Genomic DNA, 23,435 nt, shown 5'->3' with positions numbered 1-23,435 from the left:
CTCCATACTTCATTTCCTGGTCATCTGAATGGAAAGTCTGTATGCAGAATCCTACGTTGTTTCAGTTCTTTCACTGGTATTACCCGGATGGGGGGAAGCTCTGGCCGGAGGTGGCCGAAAAAGCAGCCTGGCTGGCTGAGGTTGGCATTACCGCTGCCTGGCTCCCGCCCGCCTATAAAGGCGAATCCGGGGGATATTCGGTTGGCTATGACACATATGATTTGTTTGATCTGGGCGAGTTTGAACAGAAAGGCTCCCGGGCCACCAAATATGGCGACAAAGAGGGATTACTTGCGGCCATCGGCGCGCTGAAACAGCATAAGCTGGGCGTCATTCTTGACGTGGTGCTCAATCATAAAATGGGGGCGGATGAGAAAGAACGCGTGCAGGTTAACCGCGTTAACATTGATAACCGTGAAGAAATCAGTGATGACATCATTGAAGCGGAAGCGTGGACACGTTTCATTTTTGCCGCCCGTGAGGGCCGGTATTCGAAATTTATCTGGGATTTTCACTGCTTCAGCGGTGTCGACCATATTGAAAACCCGGATGAACAGGGCATTTTCAAAATCGTTAACGACTACACCGGCGGCGGCTGGAACGATCAGGTCGACGACGAGTTTGGCAATTACGATTATCTGATGGGAGCCAACGTCGATTTTCGCAATAACGCGGTCAGCGAGGAACTCAAATACTGGGGCCGCTGGATCATGGAACAAACGAACTGTACCGGTTTCCGTCTTGATGCAGTGAAACATATTCCGGCCTGGTTCTATAAAGAATGGATTGACCATATTCAGGCGGAAGCCGAACAGCCGATGTATCTGGTCGCGGAATACTGGTCATTCGATGTCCAGACGCTGCAAAATTACATCCATCAGGTGGAGGGCAAAACCATGCTGTTCGATGCGCCGTTGCAGCTGAATTTCCACCATGCTTCGAAGCAGGGAGCGGATTTTGACCTGACCACCATTTTTGATAACACCCTGGTTGCCGCCGATGCGGAGCATGCCGTGACCCTGGTGGCCAATCACGACACGCAGCCGTTACAGTCTCTTGAAGCACCGGTTGAGCCGTGGTTCAAACCGCTGGCCTACGCGTTAATCCTGTTGCGGGAACAGGGCGTGCCGATCGTATTTTATCCGGATTTATTCGGCGCAAGTTACGAGGATGAAGGGGACGACGGTAACAATTACACGATTGAACTGCCTGCGATTGTGCCACTGGAAGCGCTGATCAGAGCCCGTCAGCGCTACGCATGGGGGGCACAAACCGATTATTTCGATCACCCGAACTGCATTGCGTTTTCACGCAGCGGCACCGCAGAACACCCGGGCTGCGTGGTGGTGATGTCCAACGGCGAAGCAGGTGAGAAAACGATTGATCTGGGCGACAACTTCGCCGGTAAAAAATGGCGGGACGTGCTGGAAAACCGCGAGGATATCATTACAACCGACGAGCAAGGCAGCGCGCAATTTTACTGCGCTGCCGGAAGCGTCAGTGTCTGGACTCTGGCAGAGTAAAACAACAGCGGGTGGATTAACCACCCGCAACCTTAACGGAAGCCGAAAGCAATCAGCAGGGAATACCCCCCCAGTAATGCGATAAACGCTACAGCTCTGACGATTCCGGCACTTTTTCCCATCAACTGCCGCGGCAGCATCGCCAATATGATAATCGCGTTTAACGGCACGCCGTACCATTTCCAGTGTTTTGGTGCCATCATCCAGAGCACGCAAAAACTGCTGGCGCTGAGTACACCATAATTGGTGAATGCCATAACCATATTTCCTGCGTCAGGCTTAAACATCGTGAAGAAGCCCAGCATTATTTTCACCATAATCGCGGTCGAGAGCACCGACAACACACATTCTGTCGCGCATAACATACGCGGGCGGTAACGCAACTTTCGCTCCAGGTAACGGTAACCGTGAATATACAACCCGATAATCGCGATGAGTAAGATACGCGAGCGCCACGGCTCTGGATGCTCACGCGTCGTCAGCATGATCAGCAAAAGCCAGAAGCCGTTCAGGAAAACAGTTCCCCAACTTAGCGCTACCCGGGTTTCAGACAGGGTTTTCAGCAGCACAGAATTTAAATAGGGTAATAACGCAGGGTGATACATTCTGATCTCTCTGAGTTTATTGCTCAGTGATGTCATAAAATCGGGCACCAGCTTTGCCCACCAGGGCACGCTTGCACCTTCAACCGTGAGTAACCGCAAGCGCAACCGATTCAGTGTTGAATCCTGATATGCACGTACCATCACCGACCAGTAACGTTTCGCACCAGTCATCTCAACCTGACGTTGCAGGGCCGCCAGCCTGTAAGGTGAGATGCCACCGGGCTGATAATGGTCGACATCCCAGCCCATAATGTCGGAGACCTTGATTAGAAGTGCGGAATATAACCCTTCACGATCACTTAATTGCGCTGCCAGTTCCTGACTGAACAATTCGTGCAGTTCAAGGTTTTGCAGCACATTGCTCTTGAGAAAAACATCCAGACGCTTAAGGCCGGCAGTTTCATCGTCCATCATTTCATCAGTAATTTCAGTTGCCTGTGAAATGATTTTTCGCCGTAGCGCAGTATCACGATAGGTTTCCTGCCTGATCTCATTGACGGGGTTAAACGGAGCAGGTTTTTGCAAAAAGGTCTGTGGGACAACCTCAGCAGGTGGCTCATGTATTGTGACAACGTCACTGATTGTCGCGTCATTCCCCTGATTTTTCGCCGCATCAAAGGCTTCACGCAAACGTTGATACCCTTCTGGGTCCTGGTCCGGACGGGTATTTTTCAGTTGTCGGGCATAAGCCCGTTTAATCACGCTGAGATCCTGAGTGGGCTCAATGCCTAAAACTGACCAAATTCCCTGGCTGCTCATTCCATCGCCCACGTCATTAATCCTGAATTCAAAAGAAACATCAGTCTTCACCCCATCGTGTACCGGAATCATCCCGGCAACAACTTCCGGCAGTATTTTCAATTTGCTGATGCAACGCATCAAGCTGACAAAGCGAAATCCCGACGGGCTGATAATGGTCAATTTCCCATCCCATCAGCGCGGCAACGTTCACCAGCACCGGGCGGGTCAGTCCTTCACGCTCCGCCAGATCCCACGCCAGCTGCTGACTGAACATTTCGCGCAACTGAAGATTTTGCAGCAATTCTTCTGACAGACAAACTTTCAGCAACGCCACGCCAGCCTGTTCATTTTCCAGCAGCAGGCTGACGGTATCGGATACCAGATGGTGGACCTGCGTCCGGCTGATTAATGCGTCATCAGTCATCGGCAAAAGGGGAGATGAATAAGTGACAGCGTCACTGGCATTCCACACATAATCGCCGCGCCGGGCTGATTCAAACGCTTCCCGCAGACGCTGATACGCTTCGGGATCCTGATCGGGTCGCGTGTTTTTGAGCTGCCGTGCATAGGCCCGCTTGATCGCGCTGATGTCCTGCGTGGCTTCTATCCCCAAAACTGACCAGATCGCCATCGGGCTATTCCCACTCACTGCGCAGATGCACCAGCAGCGCCTCAAATTCCTTACGCGCTGCCGCAATCTGCCGGGCATCCTGCGTGTCGAGCACATGTTCAAAGCGATACAGCTGAGCAGCGATAAACTGCCGCTGGTCGCCAAGGCTTTGTTCATAATACGCGTTGGCTTCTGCTACCAGCTGGCGGTTTACCAGTTGCTCACGGGGATGCTGTTTGATGTTTTCCAGTTTCAGCAGACTTGCGGTAATTTGCGCAGGTGTCAGGCTGCCCGGCGCTTTCTCAATCACCAGTTTTTCCACCTGTCCGGTGCTGGTGATTTTACATTCCACTTCCAGAATGCCGTCGAGCGTGTAAGTGAAACGCACCTCGGCGCTCATTTCACCTGCCGGGCGCGGAGGCACATCAACGGCCAGCGATCCGAGCAGTATATTGTCGGCGACCCGCCGTGCTTCACCCTGATAAATGGACAGATTCAGGTACTTTTGCTGATCGGAGATCGTGACAATCGTTTCCACGCGACTCACCGGTACAAAGCTGTTTCGCTCAATCAGCGGCAGAAAATGACCGTCTTCGTAGCCGTCGCCTTTAGGGCGGGAAATTCCGATGCCGAGCGTAAACGGCATCACATCGGTCAGCACGATGTCATCGAGCGCCTGATCCTGCAAGACCAGTCCGGCCTGAATACCGGCACCGAGCGCCACGGCTTCGTCCGGTTGTAACTCACTGCGTGGGAAGCGCCCGAACAGACGGGCCACCGCCTGACGCACCAGTGGCATTCGCGTTGCACCGCCCACCAGCACCACATGATCCACTTCATCGGCGGAGAACCTGGCATCGCGCAGCGCCTGAATCACCGGTTTTTTCATCCGCTCCAGCGTACTTTCACAGCATTGCGCCAGAATTTCAGTGGTCAGCGTCCAGTTCAGCGATCTGTCATTCCACTGGTATCTGAGTGGCGTGCTGTCTTGCGTGGTCAGCTGGCATTTCGCTTTTTCCGCCAGCGTAATCAACTGACCGAAAAGGGCGTTATCGTCTTTATCCAGCTCCGGATACTGCGCCAGCATCCAGCCGGCAAGACTGCGGGTAAAATCATCGCCACCGAGGAATACGTCGCCGCTGCTGGCCCGCACTTCAATCACGCCTTCGAACATATCGATAATTGAAACGTCAAACGTGCCGCCCCCCAGATCGAACACCAGGAATTTCTGCTCCTGCTGATTCACCAGCCCGTAGGCCAGTGACGCCGCCGTCGGTTCATTGAGCAGACGTTCAACATGCAGTCCCGCCAGTTCACCGGCAGCCTTCACGGCCTTGCGCTGAATATCATTAAAATAAGCAGGAACGGTGATAATGGCGCGCTTCACCTCACAGCCACAATGTTGCTCAACATCCGCTTTCAGACTGCGCAGCAGAAGGGCGGAGAGCTCTTCCGCGCGAAAGTTTTGATGTCCAAGCCGGAACTGATGCTCCGTGCCCATGAAACGTTTAAAACTGGAAAGGGTGAGGTCAGGGTGGGTAAATAACCGCGCCTGTGCAGGCGCCCCGACCAGGACATGACCGTTATCATCGAGACCGATCACTGAGGGTGTCAGATTTTTTCCATAGACGTTAGGAACCAGAACGGACTGACCGTCTTGCCAGATGGCAACTGCGCAGTTTGAAGTGCCTAAATCTATTCCTATCAACATCCGTATCACCCCAGAAGCGTAAACTGTATATAACCGAAAGAACTTTCATCGGCCAAATTTACAGAAAGTTGAGGAGATTTTGTAGATTGCCGGATTTAATTCCTGACGAAAAACCGACATTTACCGGCACTGAGGAACAGTGGACATCAATTTTTTTCTTAACCACTAGACGACTGGTCTAATTCAATGTATTGTCAGCCCATGAACACGACAAAAGCATCTGACACAGGCAAAATTGACCAGCGTAAACACATTCTTGCTGTGGGGCAGTCCCTCATGGCGAAGAAAGGTTTCTCGGCAGTGGGCCTGAATGAAATTCTGACCACCGCGTCCGTACCGAAGGGGTCGTTTTATTACTACTTCACGTCGAAAGATGCATTTGGTGAGGAACTGCTGAAAAGCTATTTTCAGGATTACCTGTCTGCGATGGATGTTACCCTGGCCCAGCCGGGGCTGACGATGGCGCAGCGTCTGATGAATTACTGGCAGCAATGGCAGGAGAGTCAGTCATTTTACGACTGTCAGGGTAAATGCCTCGCCGTGAAACTGGGTGCCGAAGTGGCGGATCTTTCTGAACCGATGCGTCAGGCGCTGAATGACGGCACTTCCGGCATTATCAGCCGCATTGCCCGGGCGATTGAAGCGGGAATTAAAGAAGGATCAATGGCCGTCAATGATGCGCCGCTGATTGCCGCACAAGGGCTGTATCAGTTGTGGCTCGGGTCAAGTGTGATGGTGAAAATTTTGCGTAATACGCAACCTTTTGACGCCGCCATGACGATGACACAACAGATTATCCATCAGCCGCAGTAAGCTGATGCGTAACAAATGACACCTCACGTTGAGGTGTTTTTTTGAAAGTGATTACAAGACGACTGGTCTACTATATAAATATCTCAACAGCATCAACTACCTGGATAAACAACATGAAAATTCTGATGGTTCTGACTTCGCACGACAAACTGGGCAACACGGGCCGTAAAACGGGTTTCTGGCTGGAAGAGCTGGCAGCACCGTATTACGCTTTTAAAGATGCAGGCGCAGAAATTGTGCTGGCATCTCCGGCTGGCGGCCAGCCACCGCTGGATCCGAAAAGTAACGAACCGGATTTCCAGACGCAGCAAACCCACCGCTTTGAAGCCGATGAACAGGCGAGGGCGCAACTGGCCTCCACCGTGCGTCTGGACAGCATTTCTGAGGCTGATTTTGATGCAGTCTTTTATCCGGGCGGTCATGGCCCGTTGTGGGATCTGGCGGAAGATACAACCTCCATTGAGCTGATCCAGTCATTCCAGGCTGCGGGTAAACACGTTGCGCTGGTGTGTCATGCGCCTGGCGTGCTGCGTCATGTGAAAGATGCACAAGGTAATCCGCTGGTACAGGGCAAAAAAGTCACCGGTTTCACTAACAGCGAAGAAGCGGCGGTTGAGCTGACCGACGTAGTGCCTTTCCTGGTGGAAGATGAACTGAAAGCACTGGGTGGTGTGTATTCGAAAGGCGCTGACTGGGGTTCTTACGTAGTGCAGGATGGTCTGCTGATCACCGGGCAGAATCCGGGTTCTTCCGCAGAAGCGGCAGAATTGTTAGTTCAGCAACTGAGCAAATAATCGAAACAAGTAAACATGGCCGGAAGGGCAATCTTCCGGCCTTTTTTATTGTGCAAAATCAGGATCAGGCAATCGTCACTTTCGTATCCAGGTACACATCCTGAACGGCATTAATCAAGCCCACGCCTTCTTTCATTGATTTCTTGAAGGCTTTACGCCCCAGAATCAGTCCCATCCCGCCAGCGCGTTTATTGATGACCGCTGTACGCACGGATTCCTGAATATCATTTTCACCTGCGGCACCGCCGGAATTAATCAATCCGGCCCGCCCCATGTAACAGTTCGCCAGCTGATAACGCACCAGATCAATCGGGTGCTCGGTCGTCAGTTTGGAATAGACGCGGTCATCGGTATAACCGAATTTAACCGCTTTGTAGCCACCATTATTTTCTGCCATTTTCTGTTTCACAATGTCTGCGCCGATGGTCGCTGCAAGATGGTTTGCCTGGCCGGTTAAGTCGGCGCTGGAATGGTAATCTTTGCCGTCTTTCACAAACGCCGGATTACGCAAATATGCCCACAACACGGTCACCATGCCCAGTTCATGCGCCCGCTCGAAAGCGGCTGAAATTTCTTCTATCTGGCGACGTGACTCTTCTGAGCCAAAATAAATGGTCGCGCCCACAGCCTGCGCACCGAGATTAAACGCCTGTTCCACACTGGCATACAGTGTCTGGTCATATTGTGTCGGATAACTCAGGGTTTCGTTGTGATTGAGTTTGACCAGGAACGGAATTTTATGGGCGTAGCGGCGTGAAACGGAAGCCAGTACGCCGTAAGTTGACGCTACGCAGTTACAGCCTGCCTCGATCGCCAGTTCAACAATATTTTTAGGATCGAAATACAACGGGTTCGCGGCAAACGAGGCGCCCGCAGAGTGTTCAACACCCTGATCGACCGGCAGAATCGACAGATAACCGGTACCGGCTAACCGTCCGGTGTTATACAAATTTTGCATCGCAGCCAGTACGCGCGGCGAACGGTTATTGTCGATCATCACACGGTCAACAAAATCGGCTCCCGGCAGGTATAGCTGGTCTGAGGTGATGGTGGAACATTGATGCTGAAGAAGTGAATCGGCTTCTTTGCCTAACAACTTAGTGATATCAGTCATAATGGACTCCGTTTCTGCTCTGTGCGGGGCACAAAGCGGTGAATGATATTTTCTTACCCCACTAGGTATAGACGGATTACGCCGGGTTTGTGTGACTCATGCTGCGGTTATGTCTCTGTTTGACGTCAGCCACGCGCAGACACTCACTGTAAAAAAAAACCGGAACAGCATTGTGCGGTTCCGGTTTTTGATATTAGTTGTTGGCTTTCAGTGTATTGAGTAATCGCTCCAGACTTTCCCGCCGCTGCGCAGGGATTTCCCCGCCCGCCGCGTAACCGGCGTTGCGCATGATGCTTTCCTGCAAACCGACCAGCCAGTCGTAAATGTAAAACGCCGTGGAATTGGTCGGCGTGGCCGAAAGTTTTGTCAGGCGCCGGGATGACTTCCAGCTTGCAACGCTTTTCTTCGGCTTGGCAAAAATCTTATTGCCCTTATTGATACGGCTTTCCGGGCGTCCGGCTTCAGCTTGCTTCTCAAAGCCCAGCCAGGCAACAAAATCACCGAGCACCGTCAGGGCACGTGAAACCTGACGATCCGCATGATGCTCATGTTCACGCGTCCCCGCAGATAACGTACCACTGAGTGAACGTACCAGCGCATCGCCCATGTTCAGACGGAAACTGGCGGTGATCAACTCTTCCATCAGCAATTCGACTGTTGGTTTAGCCACGCCAAGCAGGGCGATCAGCGGTTCGTTTTCCGGCAGGCTGCGCAGATGGTTAATCCAGTAACGCTGTACCTGGCGCGCAAACGCCGTGCCGTCGTCCGGTTTTTCCTGCCAGACCTGCACGTCCTGCTGTTCAGCGAATAAATCGATATCAATACCAATACCAAAACTTTCCACGCCAGATTCATCCTGCTCGCCCGTTTCGGCCTGCTTACCGGCATGTTCGTGATAAATACGGTGCAGTTCGTCGCGGCCCGGCAGCAGTTTTTCCAGCAGCTCGCCATGAACACCCGTGCGGGTTTGCAGCGCTTTAATGACGGTCTGAACTGTGCGTTGTTTTTGTGCCGGATCGGCTTTGTCGCCCGCCTGATACCAGCGTCCGAGCAGGTTATCCGCCAGTTCACGGCGCAGCTCGTCACGTATTTCGCTCAGACGGTTCAGCCTGATTTCCGGACGAATTTCAGCCGCCAGATAATCTGCCATACGTTGCAGACCGCGATCATCCATCGCCAGCAGCGCGCCCCAGGCATCACCCGGATTGCCCACATGACGCTGAACGGCCTCGTCGAAATGTGCCGATCCGCTCATGCGGCGATCGAACGGCGTGAATACCCACACCAGTCCCGGTTTGCGGCGGTCACGCACCTGCGTGTTTTCGCCGTGCATTTCTTTGACCCAGTATTCCAGCGTGCGGCCCACGGCAACCACGTCATCACGCACGTCAGCCGCCGTGCAAACCATCAGCATGTTCATTTCATGCCGGTCGGTATAGCGCTCCGGCAGATAAGAAATTTTTGCGCGGAACAGATCGGAATGTTCATCCTCACCGCTTTCATCAGTCAGCGCGCCATAACCCGGCAGATCCAGTAAATCGATCTGCTCGAACAGGACTTCACGTGGTGGGGAAAGCAGGGGTATTTGCACTTCAGAGGCAAGCATGGTCAGCTCAGCTAGTGACAACGTCACAGATGGCGCGCTTTCATCTCCCCATTGCGGGCAAACCGGGATCTGAATATCCCAGCCGGGCGACTGACTGAAAATACCGTCTGCCGGTTGCATGGCGTCATCAACCAGAATGCTCAACGGTGCCAGCAGGCTTTCTGCACCGCTGAGGTGTTGCAGCGTGTGGGCATAGTGGCGATACGCTGCAGTCAGCGCAGGGTCGTTGCCCCATAACAGAGAGAACAGACGTGCGCGATCGTCGATGTTCAGATAAGGCGCGAGCTTCACCGCCACTGGCCAGTAATGTGCATTCAGATGACGGAAACGGCGGGGATCGAGGCGAATCATGGAATCCCATAATCCCATAATCTGTTCGCTGGTAAAGCCGTCTACCGGCTCCGGCTGACGGTGCATCATCAGTTTACTGAGGTGCTCGGTGATTTGCTGTGTGTCCGCCACGGGGTAATAACTGTCCGGCTGGAAAGCGCGGATAACGATGCGGGCAAGATCGGCTTCATTGAGCAGCAGCACACGAACCGGAAATGCGCGATCCCTGACGTCTGCCTGACGGGTAAAACGGGTGGCGAAACGCGCCACACGGTTACCGGGGTTAATCTGGGTCAGATAATCGAGCGTGACACCCCCGAGACGAGTCTCCAGTCGCCCGTAGTTACCGGCCGCCAGCGAACAAATCAGGTACGATTTCCCGGCCTGAGAATGCCCGTAAAAACCCAGTGCTGGCGGCAGTTCACAGGCCTGTGCCAGGCGCTGTGCTTTCTCGCGACAGCGTGTTAACTGCAAATTCAGCCGGTCGGCTTCCAGATCAAGACGCGGAGCTTCAGCGCGTGTGGCGTCGACCCAGCCCAGCGCCTCGCCGATGGTGTCAGATACCGCCGCAAACTGACGCTGCAAAACATTGGTGGTCAGACCGGCGTTTGTTTCTGTCGTGCTTGTTGTCATGAGACGAATACGCTCCCACTGTCGATCCAGTAATGGCTCTCGCCCAGTGTATTTAGCCGCAGCCGCAGGTGATGAGGAGGCACTTTGGTGCCGTTATCCAGCACCGCGCTGGCAATATCAAAAAATTCCGGCGTCGGATGATCTTCCCCTTTTTTCACCGCCAGTTTCACCCGCAGCACACTGTCACCCGCCACTTTACGCGCCAGTTCAGGTTCCGCGATGGACAGGGTATACAGCGGCGAGGCCGGCCAGCGGTCATTTTCCAGCTGGCGGAAGCCCAGACAAATGGCACCGCGAATGCGGAAACTGGCCGCACTATCGAGTTTGTAATCATGGGCATCAAGATCGATATCACCGTAACAAACGTTATCTTCAGTCAGCACCTGATTGCCGTCGAGCATACCGAGATAGCGCACGGTCGAATACGGCTGGAAATCACCGGCTTTGAAATAGAAGCCCGGCAGACGTAAATCCAGCGCCAGCAGACACAGCATTGCGCCGACGGCTGCTGTGGATTTCGGGTTGTCGATGCGCCCGAGTTTGTTAAACGGATACCAGCCGCTGGTGTGATAACCATCGAGTGACAGCATACGGTTGATCGGCAGCGGTTGCAGATGGCGGAATAAAGCCTGAATGCCGGGGAAACGCGAAGGGCGACCGGTCAGCAGCAACACATCGCAGTCATGCAACGACACCACTTCACACAGCGAACGCAGGTTCTGCGTAATGCTCATGCGGTTGGATAAAAACTCACTGTGCAGTTTGCTGAGTTTCAGTACCAGCGGTACCTGAAGAAGATCAAATACCGCCGAACCGGCAGGCAGAACGCGCTGGATTTCGGTATGCAGATAATCCAGCACTTTCAGCGTCGGTGTCTGTTCCAGCAATTCACCGAATGGCGCATCAATTTCTGCGTGGGTATCCAGCGGATCAAAGCGTTCGTAAACTTCCAGCACTGACCGCGCCAGCGGGATAAAAATTTGCAGCGTACTTTGCTGACGCAAGGTGGCATGCCCGTCCATGCGCCCCTCGCTACCAAACAGGCGCGTCATCAGGCTGTCCGGGTTAGCCAGTCCGGCTTTCTTCAGCGCCGCATGTAACGCAGGTAAAATATAGAGCTGAATGACATCCAGCAGAATATCGTCGCCCGCCACTTTAAAGCCTTCGCGGAACAGCAAACGCGGGGTGATTTTGACATTATTCCCCATCCCGTCATCGAGCCAGTATTGCGTGATGGCCAGATCGGTCGTCCCGCCGCCGATGTCAATCGAGGCGATACGGAGGGTTTTGCCCACCGGTTCATCGTCGGCCAGTTCGCGGTCAGGACGCGCCATGCTGGCAAAAAACTCGCCGGTATGACCACCAAAATTCACCTGCGTTTCGTTGTAGAGATACACCATTTGGCCGCAGGTTGCTTCGTCCCATTCCATCTGCACATCCGGCACCGGCACGCTGCTTTTGGCTTTGTCGTTCTGGTTTTTAAACGCGTCGTCAGAGGGATGCCAGCCCATGGATTTCCACACCAGCCCGATGGCTTCCTGCATACGGCGGCGGAAAATTTCACGCTCCGGTTTCGGCATCGCCGAGGGCAGGGTCAGAATAATATTGCGTAACTGGCGCGGTGCGGAAGATCGCAGCATACGGGTGCGCTGCGCCGGGCTGTTAATTTGCATCAGCGCCTGCGCCAGCAGTTCCGACAGCATCAGCGTCATCACCGAGCTGCGGCTGTAATGGGCGGAGAACACCGGCAGGCGATCTTCCGCAGGCAGATCAGACAGCGGCTGACCGTCGTCATTGATCAGAAATGTCAGCGGCATGGCTGCAGCGACCGGCTCGGTAATCGCACCATGACCGCCCTGGCTGAAACGCCAGCCCGGCGTATAACTGTCTTCATCCCACAAATAACGGCGCGGGCTGGAAATCCCGGTCGATCCTTCCGTTCCTTCGCGCAACAGTGCCAGACGACTGGCTTCCCGACCGGCGCGTAAAATTGACGGCCAGATAAAGGCGTCATCACGGCCGCTTTCGACGGAGAAGTTCGGTTTACCAAAGCGAGCCTGGGCGAACTCCACCCGGCTCTCGAACAGTTCGTTATAGAGAAAATGCGGCTGAGAGAGGTCGCGCAGTTGCAGTTCGCAGGTTTGCTTCAGGCCATCGGTTTCGCCTGCATGGTCTTCCACCAGAATGCCGCAGGTGTGCGAGTTACCCACATCCAGAATCAGATCGACGTTAATCGCCGGTTCCTGCAACGTCGCGCCATTAATTTTCAGTTCAGGGATACCAAGCTGGCTGCCGAGCATTTCCAGCAGATTCAGATAATGTGCCTGATATTCGAATTCGCGCAGGGCGACTTTAATATTGCGCGCTTCACGTTCCTCGCGGATAGCGGATTGCTCGGTGAACACTTCACGTAACCAGCCGTCCACCCAGGTCTGATCGAGGAAATCGGGCAGTTCTTCGTTATGCCATGCCAGCGCAAAGCTGATGCCGTTTTTGACGTCATCCGGTGTCGGTGCGAGCTGGGTTTGTTCGTCATCGCCTTCCACTACGCGGGTATCAAAGGCAATCACGACGCGGTGCGTGCTGCCATCCGCTTCCGGGGTATCCAGTTCACGGATTTGCACCCGCGCCCAGTTGTCGGGACCGGCCATAAAGGTGCGCGGCGGATTAAAGCGCAGGAACGGCAACGGCAGCCAGATCTGATCGAGCAGTTTCAGCGATTGTTCCAGCGGGAAACTGAATTCAGGACGCACCACTTCCGGCGCACCGCCATCCACTCCCGGTAAAAAGTGACGACCATTTTGCGGGTTATAGTCGAGGCGCAATAACGGGCCGTTGGCGCTCTTGCGCACAAATTTGGCAGGCAGTCCGTCATCCCACACCGGCTTCAGCGCGAAGTCGAGGAACTGGATGCCGCTGTCGCGGATCAGGGTAATCTTTTGTTTAAAATCTGTAAGGGTTGCCAGCATGCTGTTATTTACCTTCACGCTTAATGGTCATTGGGTAAACCGTGTCGCCGGTATAACGACCCTGACACACGGCAGCGCCAGTCGCGCCCTGAGTACAACTGATTTCCGGCATCTGATAACGGGAACCGTCGCTGCATTTCGCCCGGTAACGGCTGTTAATCACCAGATTTCCTGATTGCATCAGACCGGCATTTGCCACCGTGCGGCAGGTCACGCCCGCGCCGTAGGTAATTTTCACCGTACCCTGACCCTGTTTAAACTGATAACGCAACACCGGCGGTTTACCGGTAACCGGATCTTTGATATCCACCACCACATTCCAGTTACCGTTGAGAAATTTGGTCGAGCCGATTTTTACCGCATCAGGTGGCATCACTAAGGCATTTTTGCTGACAGGCACAGCCGGTACAGCAGCGACCGGTGTTTTTTCCACTTCCGCGACGGGCTCCGGAGAAGGCACCACCACGGCGGCCGGTGCGACCGGTAACGGTGTCGGTTCCGGCGTCTTCACTTCGGGGGATTTCACTTCTTCAGCCACCAGTGGCGGGGCAATCACCGCCGGTTCCGTTGTCGCAGCAGGTTTCGGCGCTTCGGTCTTCGCGGTTTCAACTTTTGGCGCAGGCGTACGGGAATATAACCAGCCTGCGGCAGAACCGGCGACGACCAGCGCCGCGACCGGCAGTGCCCAGATCAGCGGAGATTTTTTACGGCGCGGGGTCGCAACCGGTTCCGGCGCCGTAACTTCCTGTTCAGCCGCGCGGGCTTCAATGGTTTTAATTACCCGCACAGGTTCCGGCTTTTCAATGACCGGTTCCGGCGCTTTGATTTTTTCTGCTGCCAGCGACAGCGCTGGCAGGGGTTCATCGGCGGTCAGCGTATTGCGCAGCGCCGCAAAAGGATCAGGATTACTGACGCTGTCGAGACTCAGGAAGCCCCAGAAGGTCAGTACAGGCTGCCCTCCGACCAGATACACATGGTTTTGATCCGGAAAACGGAAGGCTTTTTCCAGTAACGAGCCAAAAAACTGAGTGGCGGGTTTCTCAGAAGATTTTGCCGCTTTGCTGATTTGTGACACGGTGTCGAGACAGTTCTCGAGCTGGCGCAAAGCCGATGCGCGCGCGGTATCTGTGGCAGCGGCCCAGGAAACGACTTTACCTTCACGGGGGGAATACCAGTCGAGGCGGTCACCGGCCTCATTAAGCTGCGGGATCGCCAGACAGTCGGCAATCACCGGTTGTTTACGCAGACGTAAGGTTTCGCGTAATTGCAGGGCTGATGCGTAAACCGGTAGCCCGTTTTCGCCCAGTGCAAGGATGTCATTGAGACTGCCACTGCGTAAAAATGATTTTGCCACGCCTGAATAGCCTTTATGTGTTTTGCTCCGCGCCAGCGCGCAGGCAGAAAAGGTTCATGATGCTGCCACTTTAGGCGATTTAAGCGAAATCAAACGGGTGAATAAGCGATAAAAAGGGTGGCTGTTTGTGGCGTGGAGCGCGAGGCAAAAGAGGGGAAACCCGTACGGGGGCAAAACGCACTGTCAGCCCCCATGTGGTCGTCAGAAAATTACAGGTGGAAGTTATCGTACAGATGGCGTTCTATCGCCATCAGTTTGTTACGGTCATAATGACCAAAAAACAGCGGCCCGCCAATGGCGTTGATCGCAGCGCCACTGGCTGTGATCGCCGCCGATTTAAAATCACCGGCTTTTATCGCCCCCGCAGTATCACGTGCAAATACCCGGGCTTCTGAAAGTGAAGCCGATGTTTCGTAAAGGCGTCCGTTTGTCACCGCAGTAATATTGCGTGAGATGCTTTGGTACGCCTGCTCCGAAATACCGACATTGGCCTCGCGCAGCATTCTGTTAACGCAATACACCGCCTGCGCGTAAATCGAGAACTTGGTGGTTCTGATTATTTGTTGCTCAAGCTGCCCTCTGCGAAAGAGTCCCTGACCATTATCACCGTATGGCATTATCATTCCTTTTGACTTTCAGTTAAAAACAAACCTCTCCGCGCGGCGGAAAATAGCCTTTCAGCCGCGACGCATAATAATAGAAAGCGATTTATTCCGACCCCTTAAAATCAGAAAAAAGTGATATGACGCAAGGATAAAACGGCAGGGTAACACGCTGTAAGATAATGACATTCACGCTGTGAATGTCATTAGATTTAGAAAGGAACTTAATTAATAATCCACCCTGTTTCAGGCAGTTTTTCAGTGCTGAAATAAGGTATCAAGCACGGAAGTAAGATGCTGACGGGCATCGGCCGACAACGACTGAAGCGGTAACGGCAGACAAGGGGCCGATACCAGGCCAAGAATTTCCGCTGCGGCGGCCACAACGCGCAGGCTGCCGTGCTGACGGAACAGCGCCCAGAGCGGCTCTAACTGAGCAGACAGTGCCTGCGCAGTCTGCGCATCGCCTTTTTGCGCCGCGCGGGTGATCGCCAGCGGAATTTCCGGGAACAATCCGGCAATGACGGAGTACCAGACATCGCCGCCTTGCGTCAGCACCGTGGCGGCCGCCAGATCGCCCGCCGCGCCAAGTGTCACATGAGAAGGGACAAGTCGACGGAGTTGGTCAAGCCGTTTACGCGTGACGAGCGGATCCGCTGAAAGTCCGGGAATTTTGATACTGCCCACATGCGGCAATTGCGCGATACGTCCGTAAAGCTCATCGGTGAAATCGAAATGCGTGGTGGCCGGATTGTCGTAAACACACAACGGCACGGAAAGATGTCGGCTGACGGTTTCATACAGCGTAAACACTTCATCTTGCGTCAGTTTCTGATACGACACCGGTGCCAGCAACACGGCGCTGACGCCTGCCCGCTGGGCATCTTCTGCAAGATGCAATACATCGGAAGTCCGCACCGAGCCGATACTGACCATCACCGGAATACCATTGGCGTGTTCTACTGCCAGCCGCGCAACGCGGTCGCGTTCACTGTGCTTCAGATAGGCATAACTGCCCGTCGAGCCGAGCGCACCAATGGAGTCCACACCCGCACTGACCAGCCGTTCCATCAGCCTGACAAAAGATTTCTCATCAATACCTTTTTCAGTCAGCGGCGTAAGAGGAAAAGCACTTAATCCTGTGAACATCGGGTTCTCCCGTAAGGGTTAATTAACACGACTCATCATAGAGCAGCGATTCACTTTTTGCCCGAAACGGAGGAACCGGCATCCGGTTTCAGGCGCAACATATCCAGCCAGCCGATCAGCGTCAGCACAGCAATAACCACGAAGGAGATTTTGAAACTCATGCCGGGCACAGACGCCCAGTCCAGCGCATCAACCAGTTGTTCACCAAGACGGGTACCGAGCGCGCCGACGGTGATCCCAAGCCCGACAGACAGTTGCAACACCGTGCTGAACAGAGTATTGGCATCGGCCATTTGTTTCGCAGGCACGTCGGAAAACGCCAGCGTGCTGATGCCGGTGAACTGCATCGAACGGCTCAGGCCGCCGAGAAACAGCAATACCATCACCAGCCAGTCAGGCGTGTCAGGCGTCAGAAACGCGCAGAACAACAGCGAGAAAACGCTCAGCAGACCGTTAACCACCAGCACCGGGCGAAAACCGAAACGACGGATCAGCGGCGTAGTGGCCGGTTTCATCGCCAGATTACCGGCAAATACCGCCAGCACCAGCAAGCCGGCATGGAAGGGATCCATGCCAAATCCGACCTGCAACATCAGCGGCAGCAGGAACGGCACGGCGCTGATGGTCACGCGAAACAGAGAACCGCCCCCCATACTGATACGAAACGTCGGAATGACTATCGCCCCGAGATGAACCATCGGTTCGGGGTCGCGGTAAAGATGCCGGATAGCCAGCACCGAAAGCACCACTCCCGTCACCAGCAACAGTATGGCGGCGGTCCATAAAATGTGGTCCTGACTGATCAGTTCCAGACCGGTCACCAGCGAAAGCATCGCCAGACCGGTCAGTACAAACCCCGGTTTGTCGAAATGCTTCGGCTCCGCGGAAGGTTCCTGCGGAAACAGACGCCATGCCAGCATCATCGCGATAATCCCGAGCGGCACATTGATATAGAAAATCCAGTGCCACGAGGCGTAATGGGTAATAAACCCGCCGAGCGGTGGCCCGAGGATTGGCGCGACCAGCGCAGGCCAGGTCAGGGTGGCAATAGCTTTAATCAGCTGCGGCTTCGGCGTCGTTTTCAACACCGTCAGACGCCCGACCGGCACCATTAACGCGCCGCCGATCCCCTGAATAATACGCAGAATGATAAATTCACTGACGCTGGAGGCCATTGCACAAAACAGTGAGGCCAGCGTGAAAACGCCGAGCGCAAACGTGAACACGTTGCGGGCACCAAAACGCTCCGCCGCCCAGCCGCTGGCGGGGATCAATACCGCCAGCGTGAGCATATAGGCGCTCATCCCGGCATTCAGATCAACAGCAGATACCCCGAAAGAAATCGCCATTTGTGGCAGGGCGGTGGCTATCACCGTACCGTCGAGAAACTCCATGAAAAAAGCAGCGGCAACCAATAAAGCAATAACGGAGATCCCGGTATTAACTGCGGAATCTCCCTGCGGATGTTCTGACGCATCCGGTTTACTGTGGCTCATTGTGTTCTGTCCCGGAAAAACCCACTCGCTACACGCTGCAGCAAAAGATAGATGATAAGTATTAAACCTATCACACACCTTTATACGGGTTATAGATCAAATGAAGATCAAAAAGAGCGATTTTTACGCTTAGTCGGCCGACGTGGAGAAATCAGTCATCAGGAATTAACCTCAGGGCGGCTTTTCTCCATCCGGACATCACCCTCCTCTAACTCACGGGTCACTTGCCAACCGAGTCTCTGATAAAAACCATGAGCACGACTTTTTCTGCCAGTCTCGAGCCAAATAGCAGAGTGATGCCGGAAGAGAGTTTCTTCGACTTTTTCCATCAAAAGACGTCCAATTCCCAGACCTTCGAATTCAGGCAAGAGAAACATTGCAAATACGCTGCCCTCATTAATATCGGCCATAGAAAACCCTGCTAAATTTTCACCGACTTGAGCGATCCAAATGCAGGGTGAAGACCGGATTGCCTCACTAATCGCGCCATGAGTGATACCCATCCTGGTCAACTGCTCCCGTGAAAGGTGATTCTCTTTTACACTGGTGCGGATGACAAAAATCGCATCAATATCATTGACTGTCGCGAGCCGGATATGAGGTGCTGACACGTTTTTAACTGCATTCACTGGCAAGTTCCCTGAATTACAAAGCAAGAAAAAGAGGGTTTTTCGGGCGGAACATTCACTACACTGATTAACACGTTTTAGTTATTCGCCTGCATCAATAAAACAAGACATCAGACAATGTTCAATAGGGGATGTGAATGAAAAGTGGGGATTATTGCCGATTGCTACTGCTGGCGGCGATCTGGGGTGGCAGTTTTCTGTTTATGCGCGTGGCGGCTCCGGCGTTCGGTGCCATCAATACGGCGTTTCTTCGCGTACTGTTCGGATTTGTCGGACTGGTCGTGATCCTTGCGGTACTGAGAACGCCGCGTGATTATCAGCATAAATTTGGCCGCTCGCTGCTGCTCGGGGTGATCAACTCCGGTTTGCCTTTTCTGATGTATTGTCTGGCAGCACGTTGGTTACCCGCCGGTTATTCCGCCATTCTCAACGCCACCACGCCGCTGATGGGTGTCGTGCTCGGCGGTTTATTCTTTCATGAAACCGTGACGCTGAAAAAAGCGCTCGGTGTACTCACCGGCCTGTTCGGCATTACCTTGCTCACCACCACCGGCAGCGCGGAATCGGTGCCGCAATTACTGGCGGGCGTCATTGCCTGCCTGGTGGCAACCGGCTGTTATGCAGTGGCTGGTTTCCTGACACGACGCTGGATCAGCGAACGCGGCGGGTTGGATCCCAAACTGGTGGCGACCGGTAGCCAGCTCGGCGCGACACTGTTCCTGTTGCCCTTTTTCCTTTATACCTCGGCTACCGAAGCGCCGGTGACCTGGGCGCAACCGCTGGTCTGGCTCTGTGTGCTGGCCGTCGGGTTTATCTGTACGGCATGGGCGTACATTCTGTATTTCCGCCTGATAGCCGATATCGGCCCGCTGCGCAGCATGACCGTGACATTTCTGATCCCGCCGTTCGGTATTCTGTGGGGTTATCTGCTGCTGAATGAAACGCTGTCAGAAGGTTTTTTTGCGGGCGGCATTCTGATTTGCGTGGCGGTGTGGCTGGTCCTCAGTCCGGGAAAATCGCTGGCCGGAAAACCGAAAACACCCGCACCTGAAACCAAATAATCTCAGGCGCGGGCAGGGGATTAGCCGAGATATTCGATAATGGATAATCCGCCGTTATAGTCGGTGCTGTAGATAATTCCCTGCGCATCGACAAACACGTCGCAGGACTGAATCACCTGCGGCCTGCCAGGACGTTTATCCATCATGGTAACGGGCGCAGCGGGCACCAGCGCACCGGTTTCTTTCGGCTGATACGGATTGCTGATGTCGTACGCACGTACACCCGCATTCTGGTAGGTCGCGAAAATCAGCGTTGAACTGATAAAGCTGCCCGGCCGGTTTTCATGCAAATTGTGCGGCCCGAAATGCGCACCTTTGCTGACGTAATCCCGTTCCTCCGGCTGCGGAAAGGTCGAAATACTCACCGGATTCGACGGCTCGCGCACGTCAAACAGCCAGATCAACTTCTCGCCATCTTCCTGATTATCCAGCACTGCCTCGTCGAGCACGACCAGCAAATCCCGGTCCGGCAACGGCAGCGCGGTATGCGTGCCGCCGCCAAATGGCGGGCTCCAGTTGCGGTGAGCAATCAGTTGTGGCGCGCTGCGGTCTTTGATATCCAGCAACGTCAGGCCCCCGTCACGCCAGCTGGCATATGCCGTATCCCCGCTGATAATGGCATGGTGCAGCGCATAACGTTTACCTTCCGGCCAGTCCGGCGTTTCACCGCCTGCGGTATGCATCCCCGGCAGCCACCAGCGTCCGGCGACCTGCGGATTGCGCGGGTCGGCCAGATCAATCGTCAGGAAAATATAATCGCTGTAGCCATCAATCAGGGCTGAAACGTACGCCCAGCGCCCGCCGACATACCAGATGCGATGTACGCCGATACCTTCCAGCGCGAGAAAGCTGATTTCTTTTGGCTGATCGGGCACCGAAATATCAAAGATACGCACACCGGCGCTCCAGCCACGCTGCTGCGTACCCTGAACCGTCTCGCTGACGGAGCGGGTGTAATAGACTTTTTCATCGGCGAAGCGGACATCCGCGAACAAATCGCGGGCGTTGATCACCAGCAGTAAATCGTCATGCGCCTGCAAATGCACATTCCAGGTGCCCGGAGGTGCGGGGATAAAACCGGCAGGGCGCGGATTTTTGGCATCACGCACATCCACAATGGAGAAACCCTGCGACACCATGTGGCCGATATAGGCGTAGCCACGATGAACCATCACCTGCACACCGTCCGGTTTTCCACCCTGATCGCTGTGGCCGATCAGTCGCATATTACGACTGTATTCCGGGGTCGGGAGAGATTGCGTTGTCATAGTCCGGCCTTATTTTTTGTGCTGTGCTTCAAGGGTGGCGAACCACGGCGCGATGAAATCATCAGATTTACCCCAGCCCGGAATCACTTTCGCCAGTGACGCGACGTTTACCGCATCAGGGTTGCTTGTCAGCAGCGCCTGCGGAATGGCCGCCGCTTTAAACTCATAGGTCGCCGGGGTTTTCTCACCGGCAATTTTGTTGGCGATCAGACGCAGGTTGATCGCGCCGATCAGTTTCGGATCCACCGCCACGCTGAGTTTCCACGGGCTGTTGGCCGCACGCATCAGACCGATATCCTGATTGGAAATATCGATGCTGTAGAGTTTGATTTCAGTGCGGCCATTCTCCTGCAAGGCTTTATACGCCCCCTGACTGAAGGCATCCCAGGTGCCCCAGATCGCGTCGATTTTGCCTTTCGGGTATTTCGCCAGCAGCGCGCCGATTTTATTGGCGGTATCGCCCTGAACATCCGACGACACGGCGCCGACCGATTCCAGCTCATGAATGCCAGGATGGGCGGCTAATACTTTTTTATAGGCATCCTGACGACGTTCCATCGGCGGGAAACCGGCCACCCACAGTTTGACGATATTGGCTTTACCGTTGAAATCTTTCACCAGTTGCCCGACGGAAAGATCGGTGAGCGAGGCGTCATCCTGTTGCGTGACCGTCACGCCGGGAATATCGCCGTTCACCGCCGTATCGAACACCGATACCGCAATGCCGCTGGCGGTAATACGTTTCAGCAAATCGGTGGAATACGGGTCACGCCCCTGCGACAAAATAATACCGTCGTATTTCTGGCTGATGGCCTGATTGACGAAATCCTGGAATTTCGCGTCATCACCGTTACTGAGGAAAGTACTCACCTGAAAGCCCAGTTTGCGGCCTTCCTGAATGGCGCCGGACACAAACTGCGTGGTGTTGTCATCTGAGCCCAGATTGCGGATCACCGCTATGCGCACCGGCCCTTTATGATCGGCAATGGCTTTCGGCACCGGTGCAGTATCTGCGGCGAAAGATGGAAAAACGGAGAGCAAACTTAACGCCAGTAACGACGCGGAGAACAGTTTCATGTTTATTACCCTGTGTGGTTAATCATCATTTAACGGGAGGACAATTCACGCGAGCCCTTTGTGCAGGCTTTTATAGTGGGTTAATGAATTGATTGTCCGAGTTTTCATGACCGGGTAACACTTGGCAACGAACGAAAAGGCATAAGTTAATGCCAAAGAGTATTAGCCATCCGGATGTCCGGGCGTAGGATGTTAACAGCTTCTAAATTAAGGATTTCCCCATGAGTGATACAGATATCCGTGTGGTTACCGGCCCTGCCAACTACTTTTCTTCCCCCGGTGCCATCGACCGGCTGGCGCAGTTTTATACGCCGCAACAACTGGATAACGCGCTGTGGATTTACGGCGAGCGTGCACTAGTGGCTGCGCAAGATTTCCTGCCGCAAGCGTTTACTGCCCCGCAGGCGAAGCGTGTGTTGTTCGCGGCACATTGCAGCGAAACTGAAGTACAGCGCATTGCGCATATCGGCGGCAATGACCGGCAGGTGGTGATCGGCATCGGCGGCGGTGCGGTGCTGGATACCGCCAAAGTGGTGGCGCGTCGTCTGGGATTGCCGGTAGTGGCCATTCCGACCATTGCCGCGACCTGTGCGGCCTGGACGCCATTGTCTGTGTGGTATAACGACGAAGGGCAGGCGCTGCGTTACGAAATATTCAACGACGCCAACCATCTGGTGCTGGTCGAACCGCGCATTATTCTGCGCGCACCGAAGGAATATCTGCTGGCCGGGATCGGCGATACGCTGGCGAAATGGTACGAAGCGGTGGTACTCAGCCCGCAGCCGGAAAAACTGCCCTTAACCGTGCAGCTCGGCCTGAATACCGCGCTGACCATTCGGGATGTGTTGCTCAACGAAAGCGAAGCGGCATTACAGGCGCAGGACGATAATCAACTGACGCAGCCATTCCTCAATGTGCTCGACGCCATTATTGCGGGCGGCGGATTAGTGGGCGGGCTGGGCGACCGGTATACGCGTATCGCAGCGGCGCATTCGGTGCATAACGGCCTGACCGCGCTGCCCCAAACTGACGCCTTCCTGCACGGCACCAAAGTCGCTTACGGCATTCTGGTGCAAAGCGCGCTGCTCAATCAACCGGAAGTGGTGCAACAGTTAACCGCGTTGTACAAAGTGCTGGATCTGCCGGTCAGTCTGGCGCAGTTGCAGGTGGATATTCATGATGAGAAACAGCTTTCCCGACTGATTGAGCGCACGCTCCAGCCCGGAGAATCCATTCATCTGTTGCCGGGAAACCCCAACGCCGAACAACTGCGTCTGGCATTTGAATTTGTTGAGAATAAATAAGGTATCGGGGTCTTTAATTCCCTGAACAGAAAAACCCGGCATCAGC

The 23,435-nt window shown here is 54.3% G+C and carries 18 protein-coding genes; 5 read left to right on the top strand and 13 right to left on the bottom strand.

What is annotated here, in order from left to right; translation table 11 throughout:
* Positions 1–41: 41 nt before the first annotated feature.
* Complete coding sequence (gene amyA, locus DXU84_RS07930) at positions 42–1,523, top strand: alpha-amylase (RefSeq protein WP_153375346.1); 1,482 nt, start codon at positions 42–44, stop codon at positions 1,521–1,523.
* A 32-nt stretch (positions 1,524–1,555) separates the two neighbouring features.
* Here amyA and DXU84_RS07925 read toward each other — a convergent pair whose 3' ends face one another.
* Genes DXU84_RS07925 through DXU84_RS07915 form a run of 3 tightly spaced genes read right to left on the bottom strand, consistent with a single transcriptional unit; the run spans position 1,556 to position 5,190 of the window.
* A complete protein-coding gene (locus DXU84_RS07925; RefSeq protein WP_370461749.1) occupies positions 1,556–2,899 on the bottom strand; it encodes a hypothetical protein in 1,344 nt (447 codons plus the stop codon).
* Positions 2,900–2,927: 28 nt separating this feature from the next.
* Entirely contained in the window at positions 2,928–3,500 is a 573-nt protein-coding gene (locus DXU84_RS07920; protein WP_153375341.1) for a J domain-containing protein, read from the bottom strand.
* A gap of 4 nt (positions 3,501–3,504) precedes the next feature.
* The gene (locus DXU84_RS07915) at positions 3,505–5,190 is read right to left on the bottom strand and encodes an Hsp70 family protein (RefSeq protein WP_013577747.1); all 1,686 of its coding nucleotides are present in this window, start codon (positions 5,188–5,190) and stop codon (positions 3,505–3,507) included.
* 201 nt (positions 5,191–5,391) lie between these two features.
* Here DXU84_RS07915 and DXU84_RS07910 point away from each other — a divergent pair, with 201 nt between their 5' ends.
* Positions 5,392–6,003, top strand: a complete 612-nt coding sequence (locus DXU84_RS07910) for a TetR/AcrR family transcriptional regulator (RefSeq protein ID WP_153375338.1) — start codon at positions 5,392–5,394, stop codon at positions 6,001–6,003.
* Positions 6,004–6,116: 113 nt separating this feature from the next.
* The gene (locus tag DXU84_RS07905; protein ID WP_112197985.1) at positions 6,117–6,797 is read left to right on the top strand and encodes a type 1 glutamine amidotransferase domain-containing protein; all 681 of its coding nucleotides are present in this window, start codon (positions 6,117–6,119) and stop codon (positions 6,795–6,797) included.
* 64 nt (positions 6,798–6,861) lie between these two features.
* Here DXU84_RS07905 and fbaB read toward each other — a convergent pair whose 3' ends face one another.
* The 8 genes from fbaB to DXU84_RS07865 all read right to left on the bottom strand — a co-directional run bounded on the left by fbaB (position 6,862) and on the right by DXU84_RS07865 (position 18,679).
* The gene (gene fbaB, locus DXU84_RS07900; protein WP_112151362.1) at positions 6,862–7,911 is read right to left on the bottom strand and encodes a class I fructose-bisphosphate aldolase; all 1,050 of its coding nucleotides are present in this window, start codon (positions 7,909–7,911) and stop codon (positions 6,862–6,864) included.
* A 193-nt stretch (positions 7,912–8,104) separates the two neighbouring features.
* Entirely contained in the window at positions 8,105–10,480 is a 2,376-nt protein-coding gene (locus DXU84_RS07895; RefSeq protein WP_153375335.1) for a virulence factor SrfC family protein, read from the bottom strand.
* The gene (locus DXU84_RS07890; RefSeq protein ID WP_013577742.1) at positions 10,477–13,449 is read right to left on the bottom strand and encodes a virulence factor SrfB; all 2,973 of its coding nucleotides are present in this window, start codon (positions 13,447–13,449) and stop codon (positions 10,477–10,479) included. The genes DXU84_RS07895 and DXU84_RS07890 overlap by 4 nt, the downstream gene beginning before the upstream one ends.
* Positions 13,450–13,453: 4 nt before the next feature.
* Positions 13,454–14,803 (bottom strand): SrfA family protein, encoded by a 1,350-nt coding sequence (locus DXU84_RS07885; RefSeq protein ID WP_370461748.1) that lies wholly within the window; start codon positions 14,801–14,803, stop codon positions 13,454–13,456.
* Between the two features lie 209 nt (positions 14,804–15,012).
* Positions 15,013–15,420: a hypothetical protein gene (locus tag DXU84_RS07880; RefSeq protein ID WP_013577740.1), complete on the bottom strand. Its 408-nt coding sequence runs from the start codon at positions 15,418–15,420 to the stop codon at positions 15,013–15,015.
* A gap of 243 nt (positions 15,421–15,663) precedes the next feature.
* A complete protein-coding gene (locus DXU84_RS07875; protein ID WP_112197988.1) occupies positions 15,664–16,554 on the bottom strand; it encodes a dihydrodipicolinate synthase family protein in 891 nt (296 codons plus the stop codon).
* A gap of 50 nt (positions 16,555–16,604) precedes the next feature.
* Complete coding sequence (locus DXU84_RS07870; protein WP_153375330.1) at positions 16,605–18,050, bottom strand: DHA2 family efflux MFS transporter permease subunit; 1,446 nt, start codon at positions 18,048–18,050, stop codon at positions 16,605–16,607.
* Positions 18,051–18,208: 158 nt separating this feature from the next.
* Positions 18,209–18,679: an N-acetyltransferase gene (locus DXU84_RS07865; RefSeq protein WP_232829693.1), complete on the bottom strand. Its 471-nt coding sequence runs from the start codon at positions 18,677–18,679 to the stop codon at positions 18,209–18,211.
* A 137-nt stretch (positions 18,680–18,816) separates the two neighbouring features.
* On the opposite strand from DXU84_RS07865, the gene DXU84_RS07860 reads away from it, so the two are divergent.
* The gene (locus DXU84_RS07860; RefSeq protein ID WP_153375325.1) at positions 18,817–19,740 is read left to right on the top strand and encodes a DMT family transporter; all 924 of its coding nucleotides are present in this window, start codon (positions 18,817–18,819) and stop codon (positions 19,738–19,740) included.
* 20 nt (positions 19,741–19,760) lie between these two features.
* Here DXU84_RS07860 and DXU84_RS07855 read toward each other — a convergent pair whose 3' ends face one another.
* Positions 19,761–21,008, bottom strand: coding sequence for an LVIVD repeat-containing protein (locus DXU84_RS07855; RefSeq protein ID WP_153375323.1), 1,248 nt, complete (start codon positions 21,006–21,008; stop codon positions 19,761–19,763).
* 9 nt (positions 21,009–21,017) lie between these two features.
* Positions 21,018–22,085: a sugar ABC transporter substrate-binding protein gene (locus tag DXU84_RS07850; RefSeq protein WP_153375321.1), complete on the bottom strand. Its 1,068-nt coding sequence runs from the start codon at positions 22,083–22,085 to the stop codon at positions 21,018–21,020.
* A gap of 221 nt (positions 22,086–22,306) precedes the next feature.
* Here DXU84_RS07850 and DXU84_RS07845 point away from each other — a divergent pair, with 221 nt between their 5' ends.
* Positions 22,307–23,389 (top strand): oxidoreductase, encoded by a 1,083-nt coding sequence (locus DXU84_RS07845; protein WP_013577733.1) that lies wholly within the window; start codon positions 22,307–22,309, stop codon positions 23,387–23,389.
* Positions 23,390–23,435 lie beyond the last annotated feature (46 nt).

The sequence above is a fragment of the Rahnella sp. RcJ3 genome, from assembly GCF_009498575.1.
In the GTDB taxonomy this organism is placed as follows: Bacteria; Pseudomonadota; Gammaproteobacteria; order Enterobacterales; family Enterobacteriaceae; genus Rahnella; species Rahnella aceris.
The sequence above is the reverse complement of the archived record's forward strand: the minus strand, read 5'-3'. Positions and strand labels throughout refer to the sequence as shown.